Source organism: Thermus sp. (assembly GCF_056332225.1).
In genome coordinates, this window is record NZ_JBWGQW010000021.1 from 1 (window position 1) to 18,092 (window position 18,092).

The 18,092-nt window shown below is 69.6% G+C and carries 22 protein-coding genes; 13 read left to right on the forward strand and 9 right to left on the reverse strand.

Features of this window, described 5'->3' with window-relative positions; translation table 11 throughout:
- The 7 genes from ccsA to AC01Y6_RS05750 all read left to right on the forward strand — a co-directional run.
- A partial coding sequence (ccsA, locus tag AC01Y6_RS05720; RefSeq protein ID WP_476670665.1) for a cytochrome c biogenesis protein CcsA occupies window positions 1–432 on the forward strand: 432 nt, incomplete at its 5' end.
- Between the two features lie 91 nt (window positions 433–523).
- Window positions 524–952 carry a cytochrome c maturation protein CcmE gene (gene ccmE / locus AC01Y6_RS05725; RefSeq protein WP_428716823.1) on the forward strand — a complete coding sequence of 143 codons (429 nt, stop codon included), beginning with the start codon at window positions 524–526 and terminating at the stop codon, window positions 950–952.
- Complete coding sequence (locus AC01Y6_RS05730; RefSeq protein ID WP_428720349.1) at window positions 949–2,880, forward strand: heme lyase CcmF/NrfE family subunit; 1,932 nt, start codon at window positions 949–951, stop codon at window positions 2,878–2,880. Before ccmE ends, AC01Y6_RS05730 begins: the two co-directional genes overlap by 4 nt.
- Window positions 2,877–3,413, forward strand: coding sequence for a TlpA family protein disulfide reductase (locus AC01Y6_RS05735; protein ID WP_428720350.1), 537 nt, complete (start codon window positions 2,877–2,879; stop codon window positions 3,411–3,413). Before AC01Y6_RS05730 ends, AC01Y6_RS05735 begins: the two co-directional genes overlap by 4 nt.
- Entirely contained in the window at window positions 3,410–3,829 is a 420-nt protein-coding gene (locus tag AC01Y6_RS05740; RefSeq protein WP_476670667.1) for a cytochrome c-type biogenesis protein, read from the forward strand. The genes AC01Y6_RS05735 and AC01Y6_RS05740 overlap by 4 nt, the downstream gene beginning before the upstream one ends.
- On the forward strand, window positions 3,826–4,800 hold the full coding sequence (locus AC01Y6_RS05745; protein WP_476670669.1) for a c-type cytochrome: 975 nt from the start codon (window positions 3,826–3,828) through the stop codon (window positions 4,798–4,800). Before AC01Y6_RS05740 ends, AC01Y6_RS05745 begins: the two co-directional genes overlap by 4 nt.
- Before the next feature lie 2 nt (window positions 4,801–4,802).
- Complete coding sequence (locus tag AC01Y6_RS05750; protein WP_428721582.1) at window positions 4,803–5,357, forward strand: QcrA and Rieske domain-containing protein; 555 nt, start codon at window positions 4,803–4,805, stop codon at window positions 5,355–5,357.
- A gap of 12 nt (window positions 5,358–5,369) precedes the next feature.
- Here AC01Y6_RS05750 and tyrS read toward each other — a convergent pair whose 3' ends face one another.
- Window positions 5,370–6,668: a tyrosine--tRNA ligase gene (gene tyrS / locus AC01Y6_RS05755; RefSeq protein ID WP_476670671.1), complete on the reverse strand. Its 1,299-nt coding sequence runs from the start codon at window positions 6,666–6,668 to the stop codon at window positions 5,370–5,372.
- A 22-nt stretch (window positions 6,669–6,690) separates the two neighbouring features.
- Between tyrS and AC01Y6_RS05760 the strand changes: the two genes are divergently transcribed.
- The 3 genes from AC01Y6_RS05760 to AC01Y6_RS05770 are packed head-to-tail and all read left to right on the forward strand — an operon-like array spanning window position 6,691 to window position 7,521.
- On the forward strand, window positions 6,691–7,068 hold the full coding sequence (locus tag AC01Y6_RS05760) for a hypothetical protein (RefSeq protein ID WP_428716813.1): 378 nt from the start codon (window positions 6,691–6,693) through the stop codon (window positions 7,066–7,068).
- A gap of 58 nt (window positions 7,069–7,126) precedes the next feature.
- Window positions 7,127–7,426: a 30S ribosomal protein S20 gene (gene rpsT / locus AC01Y6_RS05765; protein ID WP_428720355.1), complete on the forward strand. Its 300-nt coding sequence runs from the start codon at window positions 7,127–7,129 to the stop codon at window positions 7,424–7,426.
- A gap of 11 nt (window positions 7,427–7,437) precedes the next feature.
- Entirely contained in the window at window positions 7,438–7,521 is an 84-nt protein-coding gene (locus tag AC01Y6_RS05770; protein WP_008632889.1) for a 30S ribosomal protein THX, read from the forward strand.
- Window positions 7,522–7,576: 55 nt separating this feature from the next.
- Here AC01Y6_RS05770 and AC01Y6_RS05775 read toward each other — a convergent pair whose 3' ends face one another.
- The 3 genes from AC01Y6_RS05775 to AC01Y6_RS05785 all read right to left on the reverse strand — a co-directional run bounded on the left by AC01Y6_RS05775 (window position 7,577) and on the right by AC01Y6_RS05785 (window position 10,740).
- Complete coding sequence (locus AC01Y6_RS05775) at window positions 7,577–8,317, reverse strand: DUF4388 domain-containing protein (RefSeq protein WP_428721584.1); 741 nt, start codon at window positions 8,315–8,317, stop codon at window positions 7,577–7,579.
- Window positions 8,302–9,180: a homoserine kinase gene (gene thrB / locus AC01Y6_RS05780; protein ID WP_476670673.1), complete on the reverse strand. Its 879-nt coding sequence runs from the start codon at window positions 9,178–9,180 to the stop codon at window positions 8,302–8,304. Before thrB ends, AC01Y6_RS05775 begins: the two co-directional genes overlap by 16 nt.
- A gap of 111 nt (window positions 9,181–9,291) precedes the next feature.
- Complete coding sequence (locus AC01Y6_RS05785) at window positions 9,292–10,740, reverse strand: NAD(P)H-hydrate dehydratase (protein ID WP_476670676.1); 1,449 nt, start codon at window positions 10,738–10,740, stop codon at window positions 9,292–9,294.
- 22 nt (window positions 10,741–10,762) lie between these two features.
- On the opposite strand from AC01Y6_RS05785, the gene AC01Y6_RS05790 reads away from it, so the two are divergent.
- A complete protein-coding gene (locus tag AC01Y6_RS05790; RefSeq protein WP_428721605.1) occupies window positions 10,763–11,527 on the forward strand; it encodes an SIR2 family NAD-dependent protein deacylase in 765 nt (254 codons plus the stop codon).
- On the opposite strand, the gene der is transcribed toward AC01Y6_RS05790, so the two are convergent.
- Window positions 11,477–12,772 carry a ribosome biogenesis GTPase Der gene (gene der, locus AC01Y6_RS05795; RefSeq protein WP_428720313.1) on the reverse strand — a complete coding sequence of 432 codons (1,296 nt, stop codon included), beginning with the start codon at window positions 12,770–12,772 and terminating at the stop codon, window positions 11,477–11,479. The two genes, AC01Y6_RS05790 and der, sit on opposite strands and share 51 nt — an antisense overlap.
- A gap of 78 nt (window positions 12,773–12,850) precedes the next feature.
- On the opposite strand from der, the gene AC01Y6_RS05800 reads away from it, so the two are divergent.
- Complete coding sequence (locus AC01Y6_RS05800; RefSeq protein ID WP_428716434.1) at window positions 12,851–13,423, forward strand: lysophospholipid acyltransferase family protein; 573 nt, start codon at window positions 12,851–12,853, stop codon at window positions 13,421–13,423.
- Window positions 13,424–13,496: 73 nt separating this feature from the next.
- On the opposite strand, the gene acpS is transcribed toward AC01Y6_RS05800, so the two are convergent.
- On the reverse strand, window positions 13,497–13,871 hold the full coding sequence (acpS, locus tag AC01Y6_RS05805; RefSeq protein ID WP_428716435.1) for a holo-ACP synthase: 375 nt from the start codon (window positions 13,869–13,871) through the stop codon (window positions 13,497–13,499).
- 52 nt (window positions 13,872–13,923) lie between these two features.
- On the opposite strand from acpS, the gene rsmF reads away from it, so the two are divergent.
- Complete coding sequence (rsmF, locus tag AC01Y6_RS05810; protein ID WP_476670678.1) at window positions 13,924–15,294, forward strand: 16S rRNA (cytosine(1407)-C(5))-methyltransferase RsmF; 1,371 nt, start codon at window positions 13,924–13,926, stop codon at window positions 15,292–15,294.
- On the opposite strand, the gene AC01Y6_RS05815 is transcribed toward rsmF, so the two are convergent.
- From AC01Y6_RS05815 to aroC, 3 genes are read right to left on the reverse strand one after another with little or no spacing between them, the layout of a single operon-like run.
- Window positions 15,291–16,340 carry a 3-dehydroquinate synthase gene (locus AC01Y6_RS05815; RefSeq protein WP_476670680.1) on the reverse strand — a complete coding sequence of 350 codons (1,050 nt, stop codon included), beginning with the start codon at window positions 16,338–16,340 and terminating at the stop codon, window positions 15,291–15,293. The genes rsmF and AC01Y6_RS05815 overlap by 4 nt on opposite strands.
- Window positions 16,318–16,872, reverse strand: a complete 555-nt coding sequence (locus AC01Y6_RS05820; RefSeq protein ID WP_347241662.1) for a shikimate kinase — start codon at window positions 16,870–16,872, stop codon at window positions 16,318–16,320. The genes AC01Y6_RS05815 and AC01Y6_RS05820 overlap by 23 nt, the downstream gene beginning before the upstream one ends.
- Window positions 16,873–16,901: 29 nt before the next feature.
- A complete protein-coding gene (gene aroC / locus AC01Y6_RS05825) occupies window positions 16,902–18,053 on the reverse strand; it encodes a chorismate synthase (protein ID WP_347241663.1) in 1,152 nt (383 codons plus the stop codon).
- Between the last annotated feature and the right edge of the window lie 39 nt (window positions 18,054–18,092).

An 18,092-nucleotide genomic window follows, 5' to 3' on the forward strand; every position in this document is an offset into this window, starting at 1 on the left:
GCCAGCGCCGAGATCGGCCTGGTCTTCATGGGCCTCGCCCTGGTGACGGGGATGCTCTGGGCGAGGCCCACCTGGGGGGTCTACTGGACCTGGGAGCCCAGGCTCACCACCACGGCCATCCTTTTCGCCGTCTACGTGGGCTACTTCCTCCTGCGGGGGGCCATAGAGGACCCCGAGCTTCGCCAGAAGGCGGCGGCCGCCGTGGGCGTTTTGGGCTTCCTCAACGTGCCCATCAGCTACATGTCGGTGAAGTGGTGGCGGAGCCTGCACCAGACCCAGTCCATTGACCTCACCACGGGCAAGGTCCACATGGCCCCGGAGATGCTCCAGGTCCTCCTCTTCAACCTCCTGGTCTTTACCCTTCTGTACCTGGGCTTCGTGCGCTTCCGGGGCTTCCTCGAGGCCCGGGAGGAGGGGAGGGAGGAGGCGTGATGGAGGTCTTCGTCACCTGGGTCTACGCCCTCACCTACCTCACGGTCTTCGGCTACCTCGCCTATCTCTTTTGGCGCTACAGGAGGGTGCGGTGAAGGTCAAGTACGTGGTGGGCCTCCTGGTCATCCTGGGCGCCCTGGGCTACATGGTCTTCGGGGGGCTTGGGCGGAACCTGGTCTACTTCCTCACCCCCTCGGAGTACCTGCAGGACCAGGCCAAGTACCAGAACCGCCCCGTGCGCCTAGGGGGGCTCGTGAAGCCCGGGACCGTCCAGTACGACAGGGACAGGCTGGAGCTCCGCTTCGTCCTCACGGACGGGGTGGCGGAGGTGCCCGTCCTCCATAGGGGCACGCCCCCCGGCATGTTCAAGGAGGGCCAGGGGGTGGTGGTGGAGGGGCGGTTTGCGGGCGGGGTCTTCCAGGGCACCAACCTTTTGGTGAAGCACTCGGAGACCTACCAGCCCCCCAAGGCGGGCTGGACCCCGGAAGAGGTGCGCAAGCTCATTGAGGAGGCCAAATGACCCCGGCCCTTCTCGGCAACCTCTCGGTGAGCCTGGCCCTGGCCTTTAGCCTCCTCGGCCTCGCCCTCGCCCTCCTCGCTTACCTCCAGGGGGACGGGCGCTTCCTTAGGGGGGCGAGGGCCCTGGTCTTCCCCGCCTTCCTCGCGGCCCTCGCCGCCTTCCTCGCCCTGGAGTGGGCCCTCCTCGCCCACGACTTCAGCCTGGCCTACGTAGCCCGGAACCACTCCACCAAGGACCCCCTCTGGGTGACCCTGGTGACCCCCTGGGCGGCCCTCGAGGGCAGCATCCTCCTCTGGGGCCTCCTCCAGACCCTCTACACCCTGCTCGCCAGCAAGAAGCCCCTGGACCCCTGGCGGGCCTCCCTGGTCCTCGCCGTGCTCTACGGGGTCCAGGTCTTCTTCTTCGGGGTCATGGCCACCATCGCGAGCCCCTTCGCCACCCTTCCCAATCCGCCGGGGGAAGGCGTGGGGCCGAACCCCCTACTCCAGAACCACTGGATGATGGCCGTCCACCCCGTGCTCATGTACCTGGGCTTCGTGGGCCTCAGCGTGCCCTACGCCTACGCGGTGGCGGCCATGGCCACCCGGCGCTACCAGACCTGGGTGGAGGAAACCCGATGGTGGACCCTCGTCGCCTGGGGCTTCCTCACCGCGGGGAAGGTGGCGGGGATGTGGTGGAGCTACGAGGTCCTGGGCTGGGGCGGGTACTGGGCCTGGGACCCGGTGGAAAACGCCAGCTTCGTCCCCTGGCTCCTCGCCACCGCCTTCCTCCACACCGCCTTCGTCCAGCAAACCCGGGGGGCCTTCAAGGCCTGGAACTTCGCCTTCGTGACCCTGGCCTTCGCCGCCACGGTGCTCGGCACCTTCCTCACCCGTAGCGGGGTCATCCAGTCGGTGCACGCCTTCGCCGAGGGGCCCGTGGGGCCCGCCTTCCTCGGCTTCTTCCTCCTGGCCACGGGCCTCGGCCTCGGCCTCCTATCCCGGGTCTCCCGGGAGGTGCGGGACACCGCCCTCTTCCACCCCTTCTCCCGGGAGGGGGCGCTTCTCCTCGGGGCCTTCTTCTTCGCGGGCTGGGCCCTGGTGGTGGTCCTCGGCACCTTCTACCCCCTCCTTGTGGAGGCCTTCACCGGGGCCAAGGTGAGCGTGGGGGCCCCCTTCTTCAACCAGGTCTCGGCCCCTTTGGGGGCGGGGATCCTCCTCCTCATGGGGGTGGGGCCCCTCCTCCCCTGGCGGAGAACCCGGGGGGAGGCCCTCCGCAACCTCTACCTCCTCCTCGCCGTCCTCGTCCTGGGCACCTTCTTCGGCCTCCTCCGGGGGTACACCCTGGGGGCCTCCTTGGCGGTGGGGCTTTTCCTCTACAACGCCGCCGCCATTTACCTCCTGGCGCGGGAAGGGGTCTTGGCCCGGGCGCGGGCGGGGCTTTCCCCGTGGGGGTTTTTGGCGAACCGGAGGCGGGTGGGGAGCCTCGTGGTCCACTTCGCCGTGGCCCTCATGGGGCTTGGCATCGCCTTCAGCCAGACCTACCGCTTGGAGAGCGAGAAGACCCTCTACCGGGGGCAGGTCTGGGAGGTGGCGGGCCTAAGCATGACCTTCCAGGGGGTTAGGGCCCTGGACGAGGGGCGGCGCTTCGCCGTGGAGGCCCTCCTCAAGACCGACCGCTTCGGCGAGGTGAGGCCCAGGCTCCACTTCTACCCCCAGATGAATAGCCCTCTTCCCGCGCCCAAGGTCATCTACACCCCGGGGAACGACTACTACTTCCTCCTCATGGACTTTGACCGGGAGAAGGGGGAGTGGGCCTCCGTCCGCCTCATCGTCACGCCCCTCGTCTTCTGGATGTGGGTGGCGGGGGGGCTTATGGCCCTGGGCACCCTTTACGTCCTCTGGCCCGCGGCGAGGGGCGAGGAGCTTAAGGGGGTGAGCCCGGCGTGAGGGGGTGGCTCTGGCTCCTCGTGGTCTTGGCCCTGGGGGGGCTCTTTTTCTGGGGGATGCAGCGGAACCCCAAGGAGCTGCCCTCCGTCCTGGCCAAGGAGCGGAGGCCCGCCCCCGACTTCGCCCTGCCCCTCCTTCCCCCCTACCGGGCGGAGTGGGGGGAGGTGTTTCGCCTCGCCGACCACCTGGGGAAGAGGCCCATCGTCCTCAACTTCTGGGCGAGCTGGTGCTACCCCGCCTGCTACGAGGAGGCGCCGGTCCTCGAGGCCTCCTGGCGGCGCCACAAGGAAGAGGTGCTTTTCGTGGGGGTGAACACCCAGGACAAGGAGCCCGAGGCCCTGCGGTTTATCGCCCAGTTCGGCCTCACCTTCCCCCAGGTGTACGACCCTCGAGGCCGGGTGGGGGTGGACTACGGGATGTACGGGGTGCCCGAAACCTTCTTCATAGACCGGAAGGGCCGGGTCCTGGCCCGGCACGCCGGGGCCATTGACGAGGCCACCTTGGCCCGTTACCTAGAGGAGGCCTTGCGATGAGGTGGGTTGTTCTGCTCGTGGCCTTTCTTCTTCCCGCCCTGGCCCAGGAAGCGCCGCCCCCCGACCTCTCCCCGGAGGTCTTCCGCATCGCCCGGGAGCTCCGCTGCCCCGTCTGCCAGGGGGAGTCGGCCGCGGAGTCCAACTCGGGGGTGGCGGTGGAGATGCGCCGGATCATCGCCGAGATGCTGAAGGAGGGGAAGACCGAGGAGGAGATCAAGGCCTTTTTCGTGGAGCGCTACGGGGACTGGATCCTCTACGCGCCCCCGAGGCGGGGGGTGACCCTTTGGGTCTGGGTCCTGCCCGTCCTTGGGTTTATCCTCCTCGGCCTGGGCCTCTTCGCCTACTTCCGGCCCAAGCCGCTTCCCAAGGAACTCCTCGAGGAGGCGGAGCGCCGCCTTAAGGAGCCGCCGAGATGACCGCCACCCTGCTCTTCCTCGCCCTCTTCCTCCTCGGCCTCCTCCTCGCCCTAAGGCCCCTCCTCGGCCCCAAGGAGCCTTTCCCCGAGCCCCCAAGGCGGGAGGAGCTCCTCCGGGAGCTGGAGGTCCTCAAGGAGGAGGTGGAGGCCCTGGAGGGAGAGGAAAAGAAGCGGGCCCTCGCCCGCCTGGTGGAGGTGGAGAGGCTCTTGGAGGGCTACCGCCCTCCCGCTCCCCGGGCCTTCCGCCCCTGGCCCGTGGCCCTGGTCCTGGGGGCGGCGGTCCTTTTGGGGGTGGGCCTTTGGCGCTACACCCTTCCCCGCCTCCCCGGGGAGACCACCGTGACCCAGCGCCAGGAGGCCCGGGAGCTCAAGGCCTTGGCCGATAAGGCGAAGCGCACGGGGGCGGTGGAGGACCTTTTGGCCTGGGGGCGGAAGGCCTTTGAGCTTCAGGCCTTTGACCAGGCGGCGGAGGCCTACCTCGAGGTCCTGAAGAAGGACCCCAAGAACGTGGAGGCGGTGCGCCGGGTGGGGATCCTCCTCTTCATGGGGGGGAGGCTGGAGGAGGCGAGGCTTTTCCTGGAGCTCGCCCAGCACGCCGACCCCAAGGCCGCCGAAGGGTGGCTTTTCCTGGGCAATCTCTACTTCCAGGAAGGGAAGATGCAGGAGGCCATCGCCGCCTGGGAGAAGTACCTGGAGGCCGGGGGCGAGGCCCGGGAGCGGGTGGAGGGCCTCATCGCCATGGCCCAGGCCCAAGGGGGAAAGGACGGGCGGAGCGTCTACCAGGCCCGCTGCGCCGCCTGCCACGGCCTAGGGGGGGAAGGGGGCGTGGGCCCGAGGCTTAAGGGGAACCCCATCCTCAAGGCCCCGGAGGCGGTGCGGGAGATCGTCTTAAAGGGCCGGGGGGCCATGCCCGCCATTCCCCTTTCCGAGGAGGAGCTCAGGGTGCTTTTAGACTACCTCGGTAGCCTGTAGCCATGAGGCGGCGCGACCTATTCTTCTACCTTCCCGTGGCGGTGGCCGGGGGGTTTTTCGCCTGGTTCGGGGTGCGCACCTACAACCTCCGCTTCCGCCCCCGGCCCGAGGCGGGAGAGCCCACCTGGAAGGAGGGGCCTAAGGTGCCTGTGGCCCGGCTCGGGGAGCTTCGCGTCTGGCAGGCCAAGCCCTTTCTCTATCCCCTTCCCCTCGGGGAGCTCAAGGCCTTCCTCCTCCGCCTGCCCGAGCCCGCCCCCGGGGGGCTTTCCCTGGGGGAGGAGCACTACCTGGCCTTAAGCCGCATCTGCACCCACCAGGGGTGCACGGTGAACTTCGTCCCTGACCCCGAGGCGGCCTCCCTCCTCTACAACTTCCGATATGAAAGGCCCTTTTTGGGCTGCCCCTGCCACTTCGGGGCCTTTGACCCCCTCCTTGGGGGGAAGGCCATCTACGGCCCTCCCCGGTTTCCCCTCCCCAGGCTCCGCCTCCAGGCCGAGGGGGAGACCCTCTACGCCACCGGGCACGAGGTGCCCCTAAGGCCCATGGAAGGGGGCTAAGCGCGTGGGCGCTCAGTCTTGGAGCCGCACCCGCACGAAGCGGTCCCGTCCCCGCTGGAGGATGCGGGGGCTGGAGAGGTCCACCTCGAGGCCCGGGTCGGTGAGGACCTCCCCGTCCAGCCTCAGGCCCCGGTTCTTTATGAGCCTCCTGGCCTCGGCGTTGGAGGGGGTGAGGCCCGCCAGGGTGAAGAGCCTCGCCACCCAGATCCGGCCTTCCTTCAGCTCCGAAGCAGGGATGGTGACCTCGGGGATCTCCTCGGGGATTCCCCCTTTGGCCACCTCGTCGTAGCGGGCCTCCGCCTTCCTCACCTCCTCGGGGCCCGCCTCCTTGTCCCGGCCGAGGGCCTCCCAGGCGTAGCCCAGGCCCTCGTAGAAGGCCCGGTCTATGCGGGCGGGGATCTTTGGCCGGGCGTAGGCCGCGGTGAGGAGGCGGGCGAGGACCCGGTGGGCGGGGACGGGGCCCGCCTTCAGAAGGGCTTCTATCTCCTCCTCCTCCAGGTCGGTGAGGAGGCGGAGGTAGCTCGGGAGGAGGGAATCCGGCACCCGCATGAGCTTCTTGAACATGCTCTCGGGCGGCTCGGTGAGGCCGATGTAGTTGTCCAGGCTCTTGGACATCTTCTCCCGCCCGTCCAGGCCCACCAAAAGGGGCATGAGGAAGCAGACCTGGGGGCTTTGCCCGTAGGCCCGTTGCACCTCCCGGCCCACCAGGAGGTTGAAGCGCTGGTCCGTGCCCCCCATCTCCACGTCGGCCCTTATGGCCACGGAGTCGTAGGCCTGGGCGAAGGGGTAGAGGAACTCGTGGAGGGAGATGGGGATGCCCGCCTCGTACCGCTTCTTGAAGTCCTCCCTTTCCAGCATCTGGGCCACGGTCATGAGGGAGGTGAGGCGCACCACCTCCTTGAAGGTGAGGCCCTCCAGCCACTCGGAGTTGTAGCGGAGCTCAAAAAGCTCGGGCTCTTGCCGCAGGATCTTCCCCGCCTGCTCCACGTAGCTTTTGGCGTTCTCCCGGGTCTCCTCGAGGGTGAGGGGGGGCCGGGTCTTGGAGCGGCCCGAGGGGTCCCCGATCATCCCGGTGAAGTCGCCGATGATGAGGACCACCTTGTGGCCGAGTTCCTGGAACTGGCGCATCTTCCTCAGGACCACCGCGTGGCCCAGGTGCAGGTCGGGCCGCGTGGGGTCGGCCCCCAGCTTCACCGTGAGGGGCCGCCCCTCCTTGAGCTTGGCGAGGAGCTCTTCCTCGGGAATGATCTCCTCGGCCCCCCGCTTGAGGAGGGCGAGGGCCTCTTCCGGGGTGTGGCCGGTGCCCGCCATGTGCCCAAGTATACTTAGGCCAATGCGGACCCTGCTCTTTTTGGCTCTGGCCGCCTTGGGCGTTTACTGGTACGCGGACCGCTACGGCCTCGCCGTGGGCTACCCGCCCTTCCTCCCCGTCTTCTACTGGAAGTACACGGGCGAGGCCCAGTACCCCATCCGGGTCACGGGCCTCTACGACACGGTGAAGGTGAAAGTGGCGGGGGAGCTCCAGGAGGGCCGCCTTCGGGTGGCCTTGCTCAAGGGAGGGGACACCCTGGGGGAAAAGGCCTTCTCCGGCACCTTCCAGGAGGAGCTCCGCTTCCCCGTGGAAGCCGGGGAGTACGTCCTCCGCTTTCACCTGGAGGGGGCTAAGGGCCAGGTGCGCTACGACTGGGTGGCCACGAAGTTTGCCCCTTAGGCGCAGGGTGTGCTACACTTAACCCTGGCTTGCCCTTAGGGGCACGAAGGGGAGAGCGATGCCTGAGAAGAAGCCCAAGAGGAACCTTTCCGCCCTGAAGCGGCACCGGCAGTCCCTAAAGCGCCGGCTCCGCAACAAGGCCAAGAAGTCGGCCATCAAGACCCTCAGCAAGAAGGCCGTCCAGCTGGCCCAGGAGGGCAAGGCGGAGGAGGCCCTGAAGATCATGCGCAAGGCCGAGAGCCTCATGGACAAGGCGGCCAAGGGCTCCACCCTGCACAAGAACGCCGCCGCCCGCAGGAAGTCCCGGCTGATGCGCAAGGTGCACCAGCTCCTCGCCGCCCAGGGGGCGAGCGCCTAAGGAGGTGGGGCATGGGTAAGGGCGACCGCCGCACCCGCAGGGGCAAGATCTGGCGGGGCACCTACGGGAAGTACCGCCCCCGCAAGAAGAAGTAGGGCGGCCCTCTGTAGCCCACGGGCGTATTTTGAGGGCCCCGCCGCGGCGAGGCGTTTAGGTTTCCCCTTCCTTTTCCAGCTCCCAGGTGAGGTCCCGGAGGAGCCAGCCCCGGCCTGGGGGGGCGATCTCCCCGGAGGCCAGGGCCTGGACCAGGTAACGGCGCACCAAGCCCACGGGCACCCCTTGGGCGATGACCTCGCCGAGGTTGCGGGTGCCGTCCAGGAGGCCCTGGAGCTGGCCGAACTCCTCCAGGGTCTTGCCTCTTTTTCCCTGGTAGCGGATGCGCAGGGCGTACCAAGCGTAGCGGCGAAGGGGGTAGAGGTCGCCTTCCCGCACCCCCATGTAGGCCCGTTCCATGGCGATGAGGAGGGGAACGCCCCAGGCCTTGGCCGCCGCCCGCACGCTTTTCCCCCCCTGGAAGACCTCGTAGGGGCTCTGGGGGCGGAGGGCCTCGAGGACCCGGCTCGGGGAGTCAATGAGGGTGCGGAACCGGTCCCACTCGTCGTTCACCCGGGCCCACTCCCCGAGGAGGGCGGCGAAGGGCATGGGGGGGTGTTCGGCGCTTTGGGGGCCCGGGCGGAAGCGGAAGGTGCCCTCCTCCGGGTGCAGGGGGAAGGCGAAGAGGGCCTCGAGGCCCTCCCAGTCCAGAATGGCCGCCTCCACCACCTCGCCTTGGACGAAGCGGAGGGTGAGGGGAAGGGGGCCAGCCTGCACCTCCAGGGTGCCGGAACGGCGGTGGCCGTGGACGAGCTCCAGGACCTCTGCGAGGGGAATGAGGCTCAGGTTTCCTTCCACCGGTATCCCTCCCCGATGCCCAAAACCAGCGTACGCCCCTCTCCCCGGTACGGGGCAAGGGCTTTCACCACCGCCCCCTCTTCCCCCTCCCGCACCAAGGCGGCCAGGGTGGGCCCCGCCCCACCCACGAAGGCCGCCAGGGCGCCTGCCTCCAGGGCCCCCTCTAGGGCCTCCAGCACCCCGGGCATGAGGTGGGCCCGGTGGGGCTGGTGGAGGCGGTCCCGGCAGGCCTCCCTTAGGGCCTCGAGCCTCCCCGTGCAAAGCGCCGCGGGCCAGAGGGCGCTACGGGCCAGGTTGAAGACGGCGTCCTCCAGGGGCACCTCCCGGGGCAGGGCCTCCCGGGCCAGGGGGGTGGGGACCTCGTAAGGGGGCACGGCCAGGACGAAGCGCACCCCTTCGGGCCTGGGCAGGGGGATGGCCAGGGGGGGATGGCTCAGGGCGGCCACGAAGCCCCCAAAGACCGCCGGGGCCACGTTGTCCGGGTGGCCCTCCATCTCGGCCGCTACCCGGAAGACCCCGTCCCGCCCGAGCCTTCCCCCGGAAAGGCGGTCCGCCAGGGCCACCCCGGCCACCAGGGCGGCGGAGGAGCTCCCCATCCCCCGGGCCAGGGGGATGGGGTTGAAGGCCTGGACCCTTAGGGGTGGGGGCTTTAGCCCGAGGGCCCGCATCCCGGCCCGGTACCCCTCGTGGATCAGGTTGTCCGTCCCCTCCACGTGGCCCTCTCCTTCGTAAAGAAAGGTGTCCTCCGGGGCGGGGGCGGCCTCCACCTCGAGGTAGAGGTCCAGGGCCACCCCCAAGGCGTCAAAGCCCGAGCCCAGGTTGGCCAGGGTGGCGGGGACGTAGAGACGGGGAAGGGGCTCCATAGGTCCCGCCCCAGCATACCAGGACTTTCCTTGGGGTCTTGACAAGAAGAAGCCCTATTTCTTTTAGCCCGGTACGCTGGCCGAGGATGCCGCAAGGCTAAGGCGGACGGACTAGCGCAGGAAAAAGGCTGGGGGCACCCTCCCTTCCTGGAGGAGCCGCCTCGCCCGGGGCAGGGCCTCCGCCACCTCCCGGGCGAGGAGGCCCACCCCCTTCTCCTCGGCCAAGAGGTCCCCGGCCAGGCCGTGGAGATAGACCCCAAGCCGCGCCGCGTCAAAGGGGGGAAGCCCCGCGGCCAAAAGGGCGGCGATGGCGCCCGAGAGCACGTCCCCCGTCCCCCCCGTGGCCAGGGCGGGGTTCCCCGTGGGGTTCAGGGAAAGCCGCCCGCCTTCCGCCACCACCGTGGGGTTCCCCTTGAGGACCACGGTGAGCCCCGTCCGCTCGGCGAGGGCCCGGGCCGCCCCCAGGGGGTCCTTCCCCACCTCCTCGGGAGAAGCCCCAAGGAGCCTCCCCGCCTCCCCCGCGTGGGGGGTGAGGACGGCGGGGATGCCCGCCTTCCGGTAGGCCTCGGCCACCTCGGGGTGGAGGGCGTCGGCGTCCAGCACCGTGGGGAGATGGGCTTTCAGGGCCTCGAGCGCCCACGCCCTGCCCCACGGCCCCCCGCCCATCCCCACGGCCAGGGCCTCCGCCTTGAGGGAGGGGAGGGTGGGGGAGGGGACGGGGTGGAAGACGGCCTCGAGGGGCTCTAGAGGGGTGCCCTCCGGCGCCACCAGGTGCACGAGCCCCGCCCCTATGCGGTAGGCCCCGAGGGCGGCGAGGAGGGGCGCCCCGGCGTAGCGGAGGCCCTCTCCCCGGTACCCCCCCAAGACCCCCACCCTGCCCACGCTCCCCTTGTGGGCGGCGAGGGGGCGTTTGGGGAGGAGGGGCCTTAGGGCCTCGGGGGTGGCCACCTCGGGGAGGTCCTCCCGCTCCAGGAGGGGTTTGGGCAGGCCGATCTCCGCCAGGTAAAGCTTCCCGCAAGCCTCCCGCGCTAGGAGATGGGGGATTTTGAGGGCGGCGAAGGCCACCGTGGCCGTGGCCCGCACGTGGGGGCTATAGGGTAGGCCCGAGGGCAGGTCCAAGGCGAGGACGGGAAGGCCCGCCCCGTTCACCCGCTCCACGAGCTCGGCGTGAAAGCCCGTGAGGGGCCCCTTGAGCCCGGTGCCGAAGAGGGCGTCCACCACCACCTCCCCCTCCCGGAAGGAGGCCTCCTCCAGGGGCCGCACCTCCACCCCGTGGGCGAGGAGGGCCCGGAGGGCGAGGAGGGCGTCCCCGGTTTGGCCCCTTTCGGCGTGGACCCGCACCCTAACCCCCTCCAGGTGGAGGTGCCGGGCGAGGACGAGGCCGTCCCCGCCGTTATTCCCCTTGCCCGCGAGGACGAGGGCGGGGGCCTTTCCGAAAAGCTCCAGGTAGACCCTCGCCGCCTTCATCCCCGCCCACTCCATGAGGAGGAGGCTCGGGTAGCCCAGCTCCACCGCCTTCCGGTCCGCCTCCCGCATGGCCTCGGGGGTGAAGAGCCTCATGGGTTCAGGATACGATGGGGCCATGGAGCGCCTCGAGGAAGCCCGGAAGCGCCTGGAGGAGGCGAGGCGGGTGGCGGTCCTCACGGGGGCGGGCATCTCCAAGCCCTCCGGCATCCCCACCTTCCGGGACGCCGAGGGGCTTTGGAAAAACTTCAACCCCCTGGACTACGCCACCCCCGAGGCCTACGCCCGGGACCCGGAGAAGGTCTGGGCCTGGTACGCTTGGCGCATCCAGAAGGTGCGGGAGGCCAGGCCCAACCCGGCCCACCACGCCCTCGTGGAGCTGGAAAGGCGGGTTTTGGAGCGGGGGGGAAGCTTCCTCCTCGTGACCCAGAACGTGGATGGCCTCCACGCCCTGGCGGGAAGCCAGAACCTGGTGGAGCTCCACGGAAACCTCCTCAGGGCCCGGTGCGAGGCCTGCGGGAAGCGCTTTCCCCTGCCCGAGGCCTTCAGCCCGCCCCCCTTCTGCCCCACCTGCGGCCACCGGGCGCGGCCCGACGTGGTCTGGTTCGGGGAGCTCCTGCCGGAAGGGGCCTGGGAGAGGGCGGAAAGGGCCTTCGCCGAGGCCGACTTCGCCCTGGTGGTGGGCACCAGCGCCGAGGTGGAGCCCGCGGCCTCCTTAGGCCGGATCGCCTTCGCCTCGGGGGCTTACCTCGTGGAGGTGAACCCCGAGCCCACCCCCCTCACCCCCTTGGCCCACCTTTCCTTGCGGACGGGGGCGGTGGAGGGGATGGCGCTACTCCTCCCGCCTGCCCCGGAAGACCAGGCGGAAGGGGATCTCCTTTAGGCCCAGGTCCTCCCCGATGCGGTTTTTCAGGTAGTTCTCAAAGGCCCGGGTGACGAACTCCGGGTGGTTCACGAAGAAGACGAAGGTGGGCGGGGCCACCTGGGCTTGCGTGCCGTAGAGGATCTTGAGGGGCTTGCCCTTGAAGTTCGGCATCTGGACGCGGCTCGTCCACACCCCGAGCCAGCGGTTGAGCTCCGAGGTGGGGACGCGGGTGTGGTTGAGCTCGTAGAGGCGCACCGCCTCGCGGAAGATCCGGTCCAGGTTCTGCTTGGTGAAGGCCGAGGTGTACACCCAGGGGAGGTGCTCCAGGTGGGTAAGCCTCCCCCGGAGCTCCCGGCGCACCTTGGGGGCCTCCTCCTTGGCCACCAGGTCCCACTTGGTCACCACCAGGAGGACGGGTTTGCCCTGCTCCAGGGCGTGGTTGGCCAGCTTTAGCTCTCGGTCGCCCACCTGGAAGGGGTCCACCACCAAAAGGACCACGTCCGCCTCCTCTATCGCCCGGAAGCTTCGCTTTATGGCGAGCTCCTCCACCAGGGTCTCGGGCCGCTTGCGGATCCCGGCGGTGTCCACCAGGACAAAGCGCTGGCCGCCGAAGAAGAACTCCACGTCAATGGCGTCCCGGGTGGTGCCGGCCTCCTCGGAGACGATGACCCGCTCCTCCCCCAGGATGGCGTTCAGGAGGCTGGACTTCCCGGCGTTGGGCCGGCCCACGATGGCGAGCCGGATGCCCACCACCTCGGGCTCGCTTTCTATTTGTCGGACGGGAAGCCTTTGCCAGATCGCCTCTATGAGCTCCTCCAGCCCTCTCGCGTGCTCGCTGGAGGTAGGGATGGGGTCGCCGAAGCCCAGGGCGTAGAGGGGCCCCAGGTAGAGCTCGTGCTTGGGGTCGTCCACCTTGGTGGCCACCAGGATCACGGGCTTCCCCTTCCTCCGCAGGTACTCGGCCACCTCGTAGTCCGCCTGGGTGAGCTCCGCCCTCCCGTCCACGGCGAAGAGCACCACCTCCGCGTCTTCCAGGGCTTGGTCCACCTTCTCCTGGATCTTCTTCTCCCACTTGTCCCCGGACCAAAGCCCCCCGGTGTCCACCAGGAGGAAGCGGCCCCGGTCGGTTTCCACCACGCCCTCCTTGAGGTCGCGGGTGACCCCGGGCACGTCCGCCACCACCGCGCTCCTTTTCTTGAGGAGGCGGTTGAAAAGGCTAGACTTGCCCACGTTGGGCCTTCCCACGATGACCACCTTGTGCATGCGCCCTCCAGGAAAAGGGGTGGGGAAGGCCCCACCCGGCGTACCCTTTAGTGTACCACAGGCGGTATCCTAGGAGGCATGCAGAAGCTCGCCCGCTTTCTCCTGAGGCTTTTCGGCTGGGAGCTTAAGGTCGTGCCCCCACCTTCCCGGAAGTACGTCTTGATCGGTGCCCCCCACACCTCCAACTGGGATTTCGTGGTGGGGATTCTGGGCCTCTGGGGCGCCCGCATCCGGGCTCGCTGGCTGGGTAAGAAGGAGCTCTTTAAGCCTCCCCTCGGCTACCTCATGCGGGCTTTAGGGGGCATCCCCGTGGACCGTTCCCGGCGGGAGGGCCTCGTGGACCAGGTGGCGGAGATCTTCCGCCGGGAGGAGGAGATCGCCATCCTCATCACCCCGGAGGGGACCCGGGGCAAGGCCCCCTACTGGCGCACCGGGTTCTACTACATGGCCCTGAAGGCGGGGGTGCCCATCGCCTTGGGCTACGCCGATTACCCCCGAAAGGAGGTGGGCATCGGGGGCTACCTCTACCCGAGCGGGGACATCCGCAAGGACTTCGCCGCCATCCGGGCCTTCTACCAGGACAAGACGGGCCTGAGGCCGGAGAAGCAGGGGCCCATCCGCATCCGGGAAGAGGTGGGGGGGGTGGCCTGAGGGATGGGCCCCTTGCCCCCTCGCAGGAGGAGCGCACCTGGGCGGCGGGGGCCCACTTGGCACGGCTACGCCCTCATCCTTCGCCTTCTCCCTTGACCAGGACCACCACGGCGAGGGCGTAGGCCCGCTCGTGGCTTAGGGTGAGGTGGGTCTGGAGCCCGGCCTCCTCGAGGCGTTTCGCGAGGGGGGGAGCGAAGCGGAGGACGGGCCTCTTCCCCTCCATCCCCACCCAGACCTCCTTCCAGGCGAGGCTTTCCGGCCAGCACTTTTGAAAGGCCTCCTTGGCGGCGAGGCGGGCGGCGAGGCTGGGGAAGGGGTCTTGGCGGGCGAGGGCGTAGGCCACCTCCTCCTCGTGGAAAAGCCTCCTTAGGGCCCGCTCCCCGTGGCGGGCGAGGAGCCTTTCCACGCGGGCGATCTCCACCAGGTCGGCCCCCAGGGCTACGATCATGGGCCCATGGTATCCCTTGAGGCCTGGGGTCTTGCCGTGCTAGGGTACTCGGGTGCTGCCCAAGGCCTTCCTCTCCCGCATGGCGGAGCTCCTTGGCGAGGAGTTCCCCGCCTTCCTCAAGGCCCTCACGGAGGGGAGGCGCGCCTACGGCCTTCGGGTGAATACCCTGAAGCTTTCTCCCGAGGCCTTTCAGGGTATCTCCCCTTGGCCCCTTAGGCCCGTCCCCTGGTGCGCCGAGGGCTTCTACTACGAGGAGGAGGCGAGGCCAGGCCCCCATCCCTTCTTCTACGCCGGGCTCTACTACATCCAGGAGCCGAGCGCCCAGGCGGTGGGGGTCCTCCTGGACCCGAAGCCGGGGGAGCGGGTCTTGGACTTGGCGGCGGCCCCGGGGGGCAAGGCCACCCACCTCGCCGCCCGCATGGGGGGGAAGGGGCTTCTCCTCGCCAACGAGGTGGACGGGAAGCGCATAAGGGGCCTCTTGGAGAACGTGGAGCGCTGGGGGGCGCCCCTCGCCGTGACCCAAAGCCCTCCCAGGGCCCTGGCCGAGGCCTTCGGGGCCTACTTCCACCGGGTGCTTCTGGACGCCCCCTGCTCGGGGGAGGGGATGTTCCGCAAGGACAAGGAGGCGGTGCGCCACTGGGGGCCTTCGGCCCCCAAGCGGATGGCGGAGGTGCAGAAGGCCCTCCTCGCCCAGGCCGCGAGGCTGGTGGGGCCCGGAGGGGTCCTGGTCTACTCCACCTGCACCTTCGCCCCCGAGGAGAACGAGGGGGTGGTGGCCCGCTTCCTAAGGGAGCACCCGGAGTTCCGCCTCGAGGACGCCCGCTACCACCCCCTCTTCGCCCCGGGGGTGCCGGAGTGGGGGGAGGGGAACGAGGAGCTTAGGAAGACCGCGAGGCTTTGGCCCCACCGCCTCGAGGGGGAAGGCCACTTCCTCGCCCGCTTCCGCAAGGAGGGCGGAACCTGGGGCACGCCCCCCAAGGAGCGCCCTTCCCCCCTCTCCCAGGAGGCGAGGCGGGTTCTAGGGGCCTTCCTGGAAGAGGCGGGGCTTTCCCTGGAGGGGCCCATCCTGGAGCGGGCGGGCCACCTCTACCTCCTCCCCGAGGAGCTTCCCGCCCTCCCCGGCCTCAAGGCCCCCGCCCCAGGCCTCTACCTGGGCAAGGCGCAGAAGGGCCGCTTCCTCCCCGCTAAGGCCCTCGCCCTCGCCTTCGGGGCCACCCTCCCTTGGCCCGAGGGGCTTCCCCGCCTCGCCCTCCTCCCTGAGGACCCCAGGGCCCTGGCCTTCGCCACGGGGGAGGGGGTGGCCTGGGAGGGGGAGGACCTTCCCCTCGCCCTCGTGGTCCTCAAGACGGCGGCGGGGGAGTTTCCCCTGGATTTCGGCAAGGCCAAGCGCGGGGTGCTGAGGCCCGTGGGGATGGGGCTTTAGCCCTTTAGGAGCCCGAGGCGGGCGAGCTCCTCCTGCCAAAGGCCGAAGGCCTCCCGCAGGAGGTCTTCGGGGAGGGGCCTGACCTCGAGGCGGCCCGGGGCCAGGGGCACCACCCAGAGGAGGCTTTCCGAGACCTTTTTCTTGTCCCGGAGGAGGTAGGGGAGGAGGTCTTCCCAGGCGAGGCGGGGCAGGGGAGGGGGGGAAAGCCACAGGAGAAAGCGGCGCACGGGGGGCAAAAGGTCCTCGCCCCCGAGGGCCCTTCCCAAAAGGGCGGCGAAGAGGAGGCCGTAGGCCACCGCCATCCCGTGGGGGAGGGCGTGGCGGGTTTTGGCCTCCAGGGCGTGCCCCAGGGTGTGGCCCAGGTTCAAAAGGCGCCTTTTCCCCTGCTCCAAGGGGTCCTCCTCGGTGATGCCCACCTTCACCGCCACCGCCCTGGCCAAGAAGGCCTCGAGGCGGGGACTTTGCGGCGTGAGGTCCTCCACCTTGAGAAGGGCCTCGTCCCCGGCGATGAGGCCGTGCTTGAAGGCCTCCACCAGGCCCTCCTTGAAGGTGGGGAGGGGGAGGGTCCTAAGGGGCCTTAGCTCGGCGTAGACCCCCTGGGGGAAGTGGAAGGCCCCCACCAGGTTCTTCCCCTCGGGAAGGTTGATCCCGGTCTTGCCCCCCACGCTCGCGTCCACGATGGCCAAGGTGGTGGTGGGAAAGGCGAGGTAAGGCACCCCCCGGAGGTAGGTGGCGGCCACGAAGCCCCCGAGGTCGGTGAGGGTGCCGCCCCCCACCACGAGGAGGGTGGCGTTCCGGGGTAGGCCCTTTTCGGCGAGCCAGGAGAGGACCTCCCCGTAGACCTTAAGGCTCTTGGCCTCTTCTCCCCCCTCCACCCCCAGGCGGGCGCGCACCCCAAGGGCCTCCGCCACCTCCAGGGCGAAGGCCTCCACCTTGCGGTCAAAGAGGAGGGCGGCGGGGCCCGGAAGCGGGGGGACCTCCTTCAGGGCCCCTTCCCCGATGAGGATAGGGTAGGGGACGGGTTCACGCACCTCTAGCTTTTGCATGGCGCCAGAGCTTCTCCAGGATCTCCGCCACCACCTCCTCCACCTTCCGGTGGTCGGTGGAGGCGTGAACGTGGGCCTCGCGGTAAACGGGCGTGCGGGCCTCGAGGAGGGCCCGGATGCGCTCCAGGGGGTCTTCCACCTGCAGAAGGGGCCTTTCCCCCGGCTTCCTCAGGGTCCTTTCCAGGATGGTCTCGGGGCTCGCCCAGAGGGCCACCACGGGGCCCCGTTCCAGGAGGACCTTCCGGTTCTCCGGGTCCACGAAGGTCCCCCCGCCCAGGGAGAGGACCAGGTAGTCCTTCCCGGCAAGCTCCCGCACCGCCTCCCGCTCCATCCTGCGGAAGGCCTCCTCCCCCAGGTGGCGGAAGATGTCGGGGATGGAGACCCCGGTGCGCCTTTCGATGTAGCGGTCCAGGTCAATGAAGTGGAGCATGAGCGCCCGGGAAAGCTCCCTTCCGATGCGGCTTTTCCCCACCCCCATGAACCCGGTGAGGGTGACGAAGGTGGCGGGACGGGGAACCTCGAGGCGGGCCATCCTCCTATCCTACCCCACGGGGCCCGGGCTCAGTAGGCCCGCACCCGCTCCCGGTAGCGTTCCACCCGTTCCTGGATCTCCTCCAGGGTATCCCCCCCGAACTTCTCCAGGTAGGCCTGGGCCAGGACGATGGCCGAGAGGGCGCAGAGGATGACGCTCGCCGCGGGCACCGCCGTGGTGTCGCTTCTCTCCCGGGCGGCGTCCTTGGGCTCGTGGGTCACCACGTCCACGGTGGGGAGGGGCCGCATCAGGGTGGCGATGGGCTTGAGGGCGGCGCGGATCACCAGCTCCTCCCCCGTGGTCATGCCCCCCTCGAGGCCCCCCGAGCGGTTGGTCTTCCGGTAGAAGCCCCGCTCCGGGCTCCAGTAGATGGCGTCGTGGACCTCCGAGCCCCGCTTCATGGCGTTGGCGAAGGCGGGGCCGATCTCCACCCCCTTGACCGCGGGGATGGAGAGGGCCATCTGGGCCAGGCGGCCGTCCAGCTTCCGGTCCCAGTGGACGTGGCTCCCAAGCCCCGGCACGAGCCCCCGGAAGCGGGCCTCAATGACCCCGCCCAGGGTGTCCCCCTCGGCCTTGGCCTGGTCTACCCGGCGGATGACCTCGGCCTCGGCCTCCGGGTCGGTCATGCGCAGGGGGCTTTCCTCAATGCGGGGCACGAGTTCCCAGGAGAAAGGTACCCCGGACCACACCCCGGCCATCCCCGGCACGTACCCCACCCCCTCCACCCCGAGGAGGGCGAGGAGCTTCAGGGCCACCCCCCCCACCGCCACCCGCATGGCCGTCTCCCGGGCGCTCGCCCGCTCCAGCACGTCCCGCAGGTCCTTGTGCCCGTACTTGATGCCCCCGGCCAGGTCGGCGTGGCCCGGCCTTGCGGCGGTGAGGGCCTTCTTACGGGGCTCGTTCCCCGGGGCCGGGTCCATCACCTCCACCCAGTTTTTGAAGTCGGCGTTCCGGATGGCCAGGGCCACGGGGGCCCCCGTGGTGCGCCCGGCCCTTACTCCGGCGCGGAACTCCACCCGGTCGCGCTCAATGACCATGCGCCGGCCCCGCCCGTAGCCCTGCTGCCGCTTCTCCAGCCAGGGATTGATGTCCTCCTCGGTGAGGGGAAGCCCGGCGGGAAGCCCCTCAATGATGGCAACGAGCTCGGGCCCGTGGGACTCGCCTGCCGTGAGGAACCTCATGGGCCCATTGTAGGGAAGGGGCCGGGGTAAAACCACCCC

What these genes read in the sequence shown, in the direction of transcription:
- AC01Y6_RS05730 (WP_428720349.1), top strand. Translation starts at nt 949, where the DNA reads ATGACCCCGGCCCTTCTCGGCAACCTCTCGGTGAGCCTGGCCCTGGCC.
- AC01Y6_RS05740 (WP_476670667.1), top strand. Translation starts at nt 3,410, where the DNA reads ATGAGGTGGGTTGTTCTGCTCGTGGCCTTTCTTCTTCCCGCCCTGGCC.
- AC01Y6_RS05745 (WP_476670669.1), top strand. Translation starts at nt 3,826, where the DNA reads ATGACCGCCACCCTGCTCTTCCTCGCCCTCTTCCTCCTCGGCCTCCTC.
- AC01Y6_RS05750 (WP_428721582.1), top strand. Translation starts at nt 4,803, where the DNA reads ATGAGGCGGCGCGACCTATTCTTCTACCTTCCCGTGGCGGTGGCCGGG.
- tyrS (WP_476670671.1), bottom strand. Translation starts at nt 6,668, where the DNA reads ATGGCGGGCACCGGCCACACCCCGGAAGAGGCCCTCGCCCTCCTCAAG.
- AC01Y6_RS05760 (WP_428716813.1), top strand. Translation starts at nt 6,691, where the DNA reads ATGCGGACCCTGCTCTTTTTGGCTCTGGCCGCCTTGGGCGTTTACTGG.
- rpsT (WP_428720355.1), top strand. Translation starts at nt 7,127, where the DNA reads ATGCCTGAGAAGAAGCCCAAGAGGAACCTTTCCGCCCTGAAGCGGCAC.
- AC01Y6_RS05770 (WP_008632889.1), top strand. Translation starts at nt 7,438, where the DNA reads ATGGGTAAGGGCGACCGCCGCACCCGCAGGGGCAAGATCTGGCGGGGC.
- thrB (WP_476670673.1), bottom strand. Translation starts at nt 9,180, where the DNA reads ATGGAGCCCCTTCCCCGTCTCTACGTCCCCGCCACCCTGGCCAACCTG.
- AC01Y6_RS05785 (WP_476670676.1), bottom strand. Translation starts at nt 10,740, where the DNA reads ATGAGGCTCTTCACCCCCGAGGCCATGCGGGAGGCGGACCGGAAGGCG.
- AC01Y6_RS05790 (WP_428721605.1), top strand. Translation starts at nt 10,763, where the DNA reads ATGGAGCGCCTCGAGGAAGCCCGGAAGCGCCTGGAGGAGGCGAGGCGG.
- der (WP_428720313.1), bottom strand. Translation starts at nt 12,772, where the DNA reads ATGCACAAGGTGGTCATCGTGGGAAGGCCCAACGTGGGCAAGTCTAGC.
- AC01Y6_RS05800 (WP_428716434.1), top strand. Translation starts at nt 12,851, where the DNA reads ATGCAGAAGCTCGCCCGCTTTCTCCTGAGGCTTTTCGGCTGGGAGCTT.
- acpS (WP_428716435.1), bottom strand. Translation starts at nt 13,871, where the DNA reads ATGATCGTAGCCCTGGGGGCCGACCTGGTGGAGATCGCCCGCGTGGAA.
- AC01Y6_RS05815 (WP_476670680.1), bottom strand. Translation starts at nt 16,340, where the DNA reads ATGCAAAAGCTAGAGGTGCGTGAACCCGTCCCCTACCCTATCCTCATC.
- AC01Y6_RS05820 (WP_347241662.1), bottom strand. Translation starts at nt 16,872, where the DNA reads ATGGCCCGCCTCGAGGTTCCCCGTCCCGCCACCTTCGTCACCCTCACC.
- aroC (WP_347241663.1), bottom strand. Translation starts at nt 18,053, where the DNA reads ATGAGGTTCCTCACGGCAGGCGAGTCCCACGGGCCCGAGCTCGTTGCC.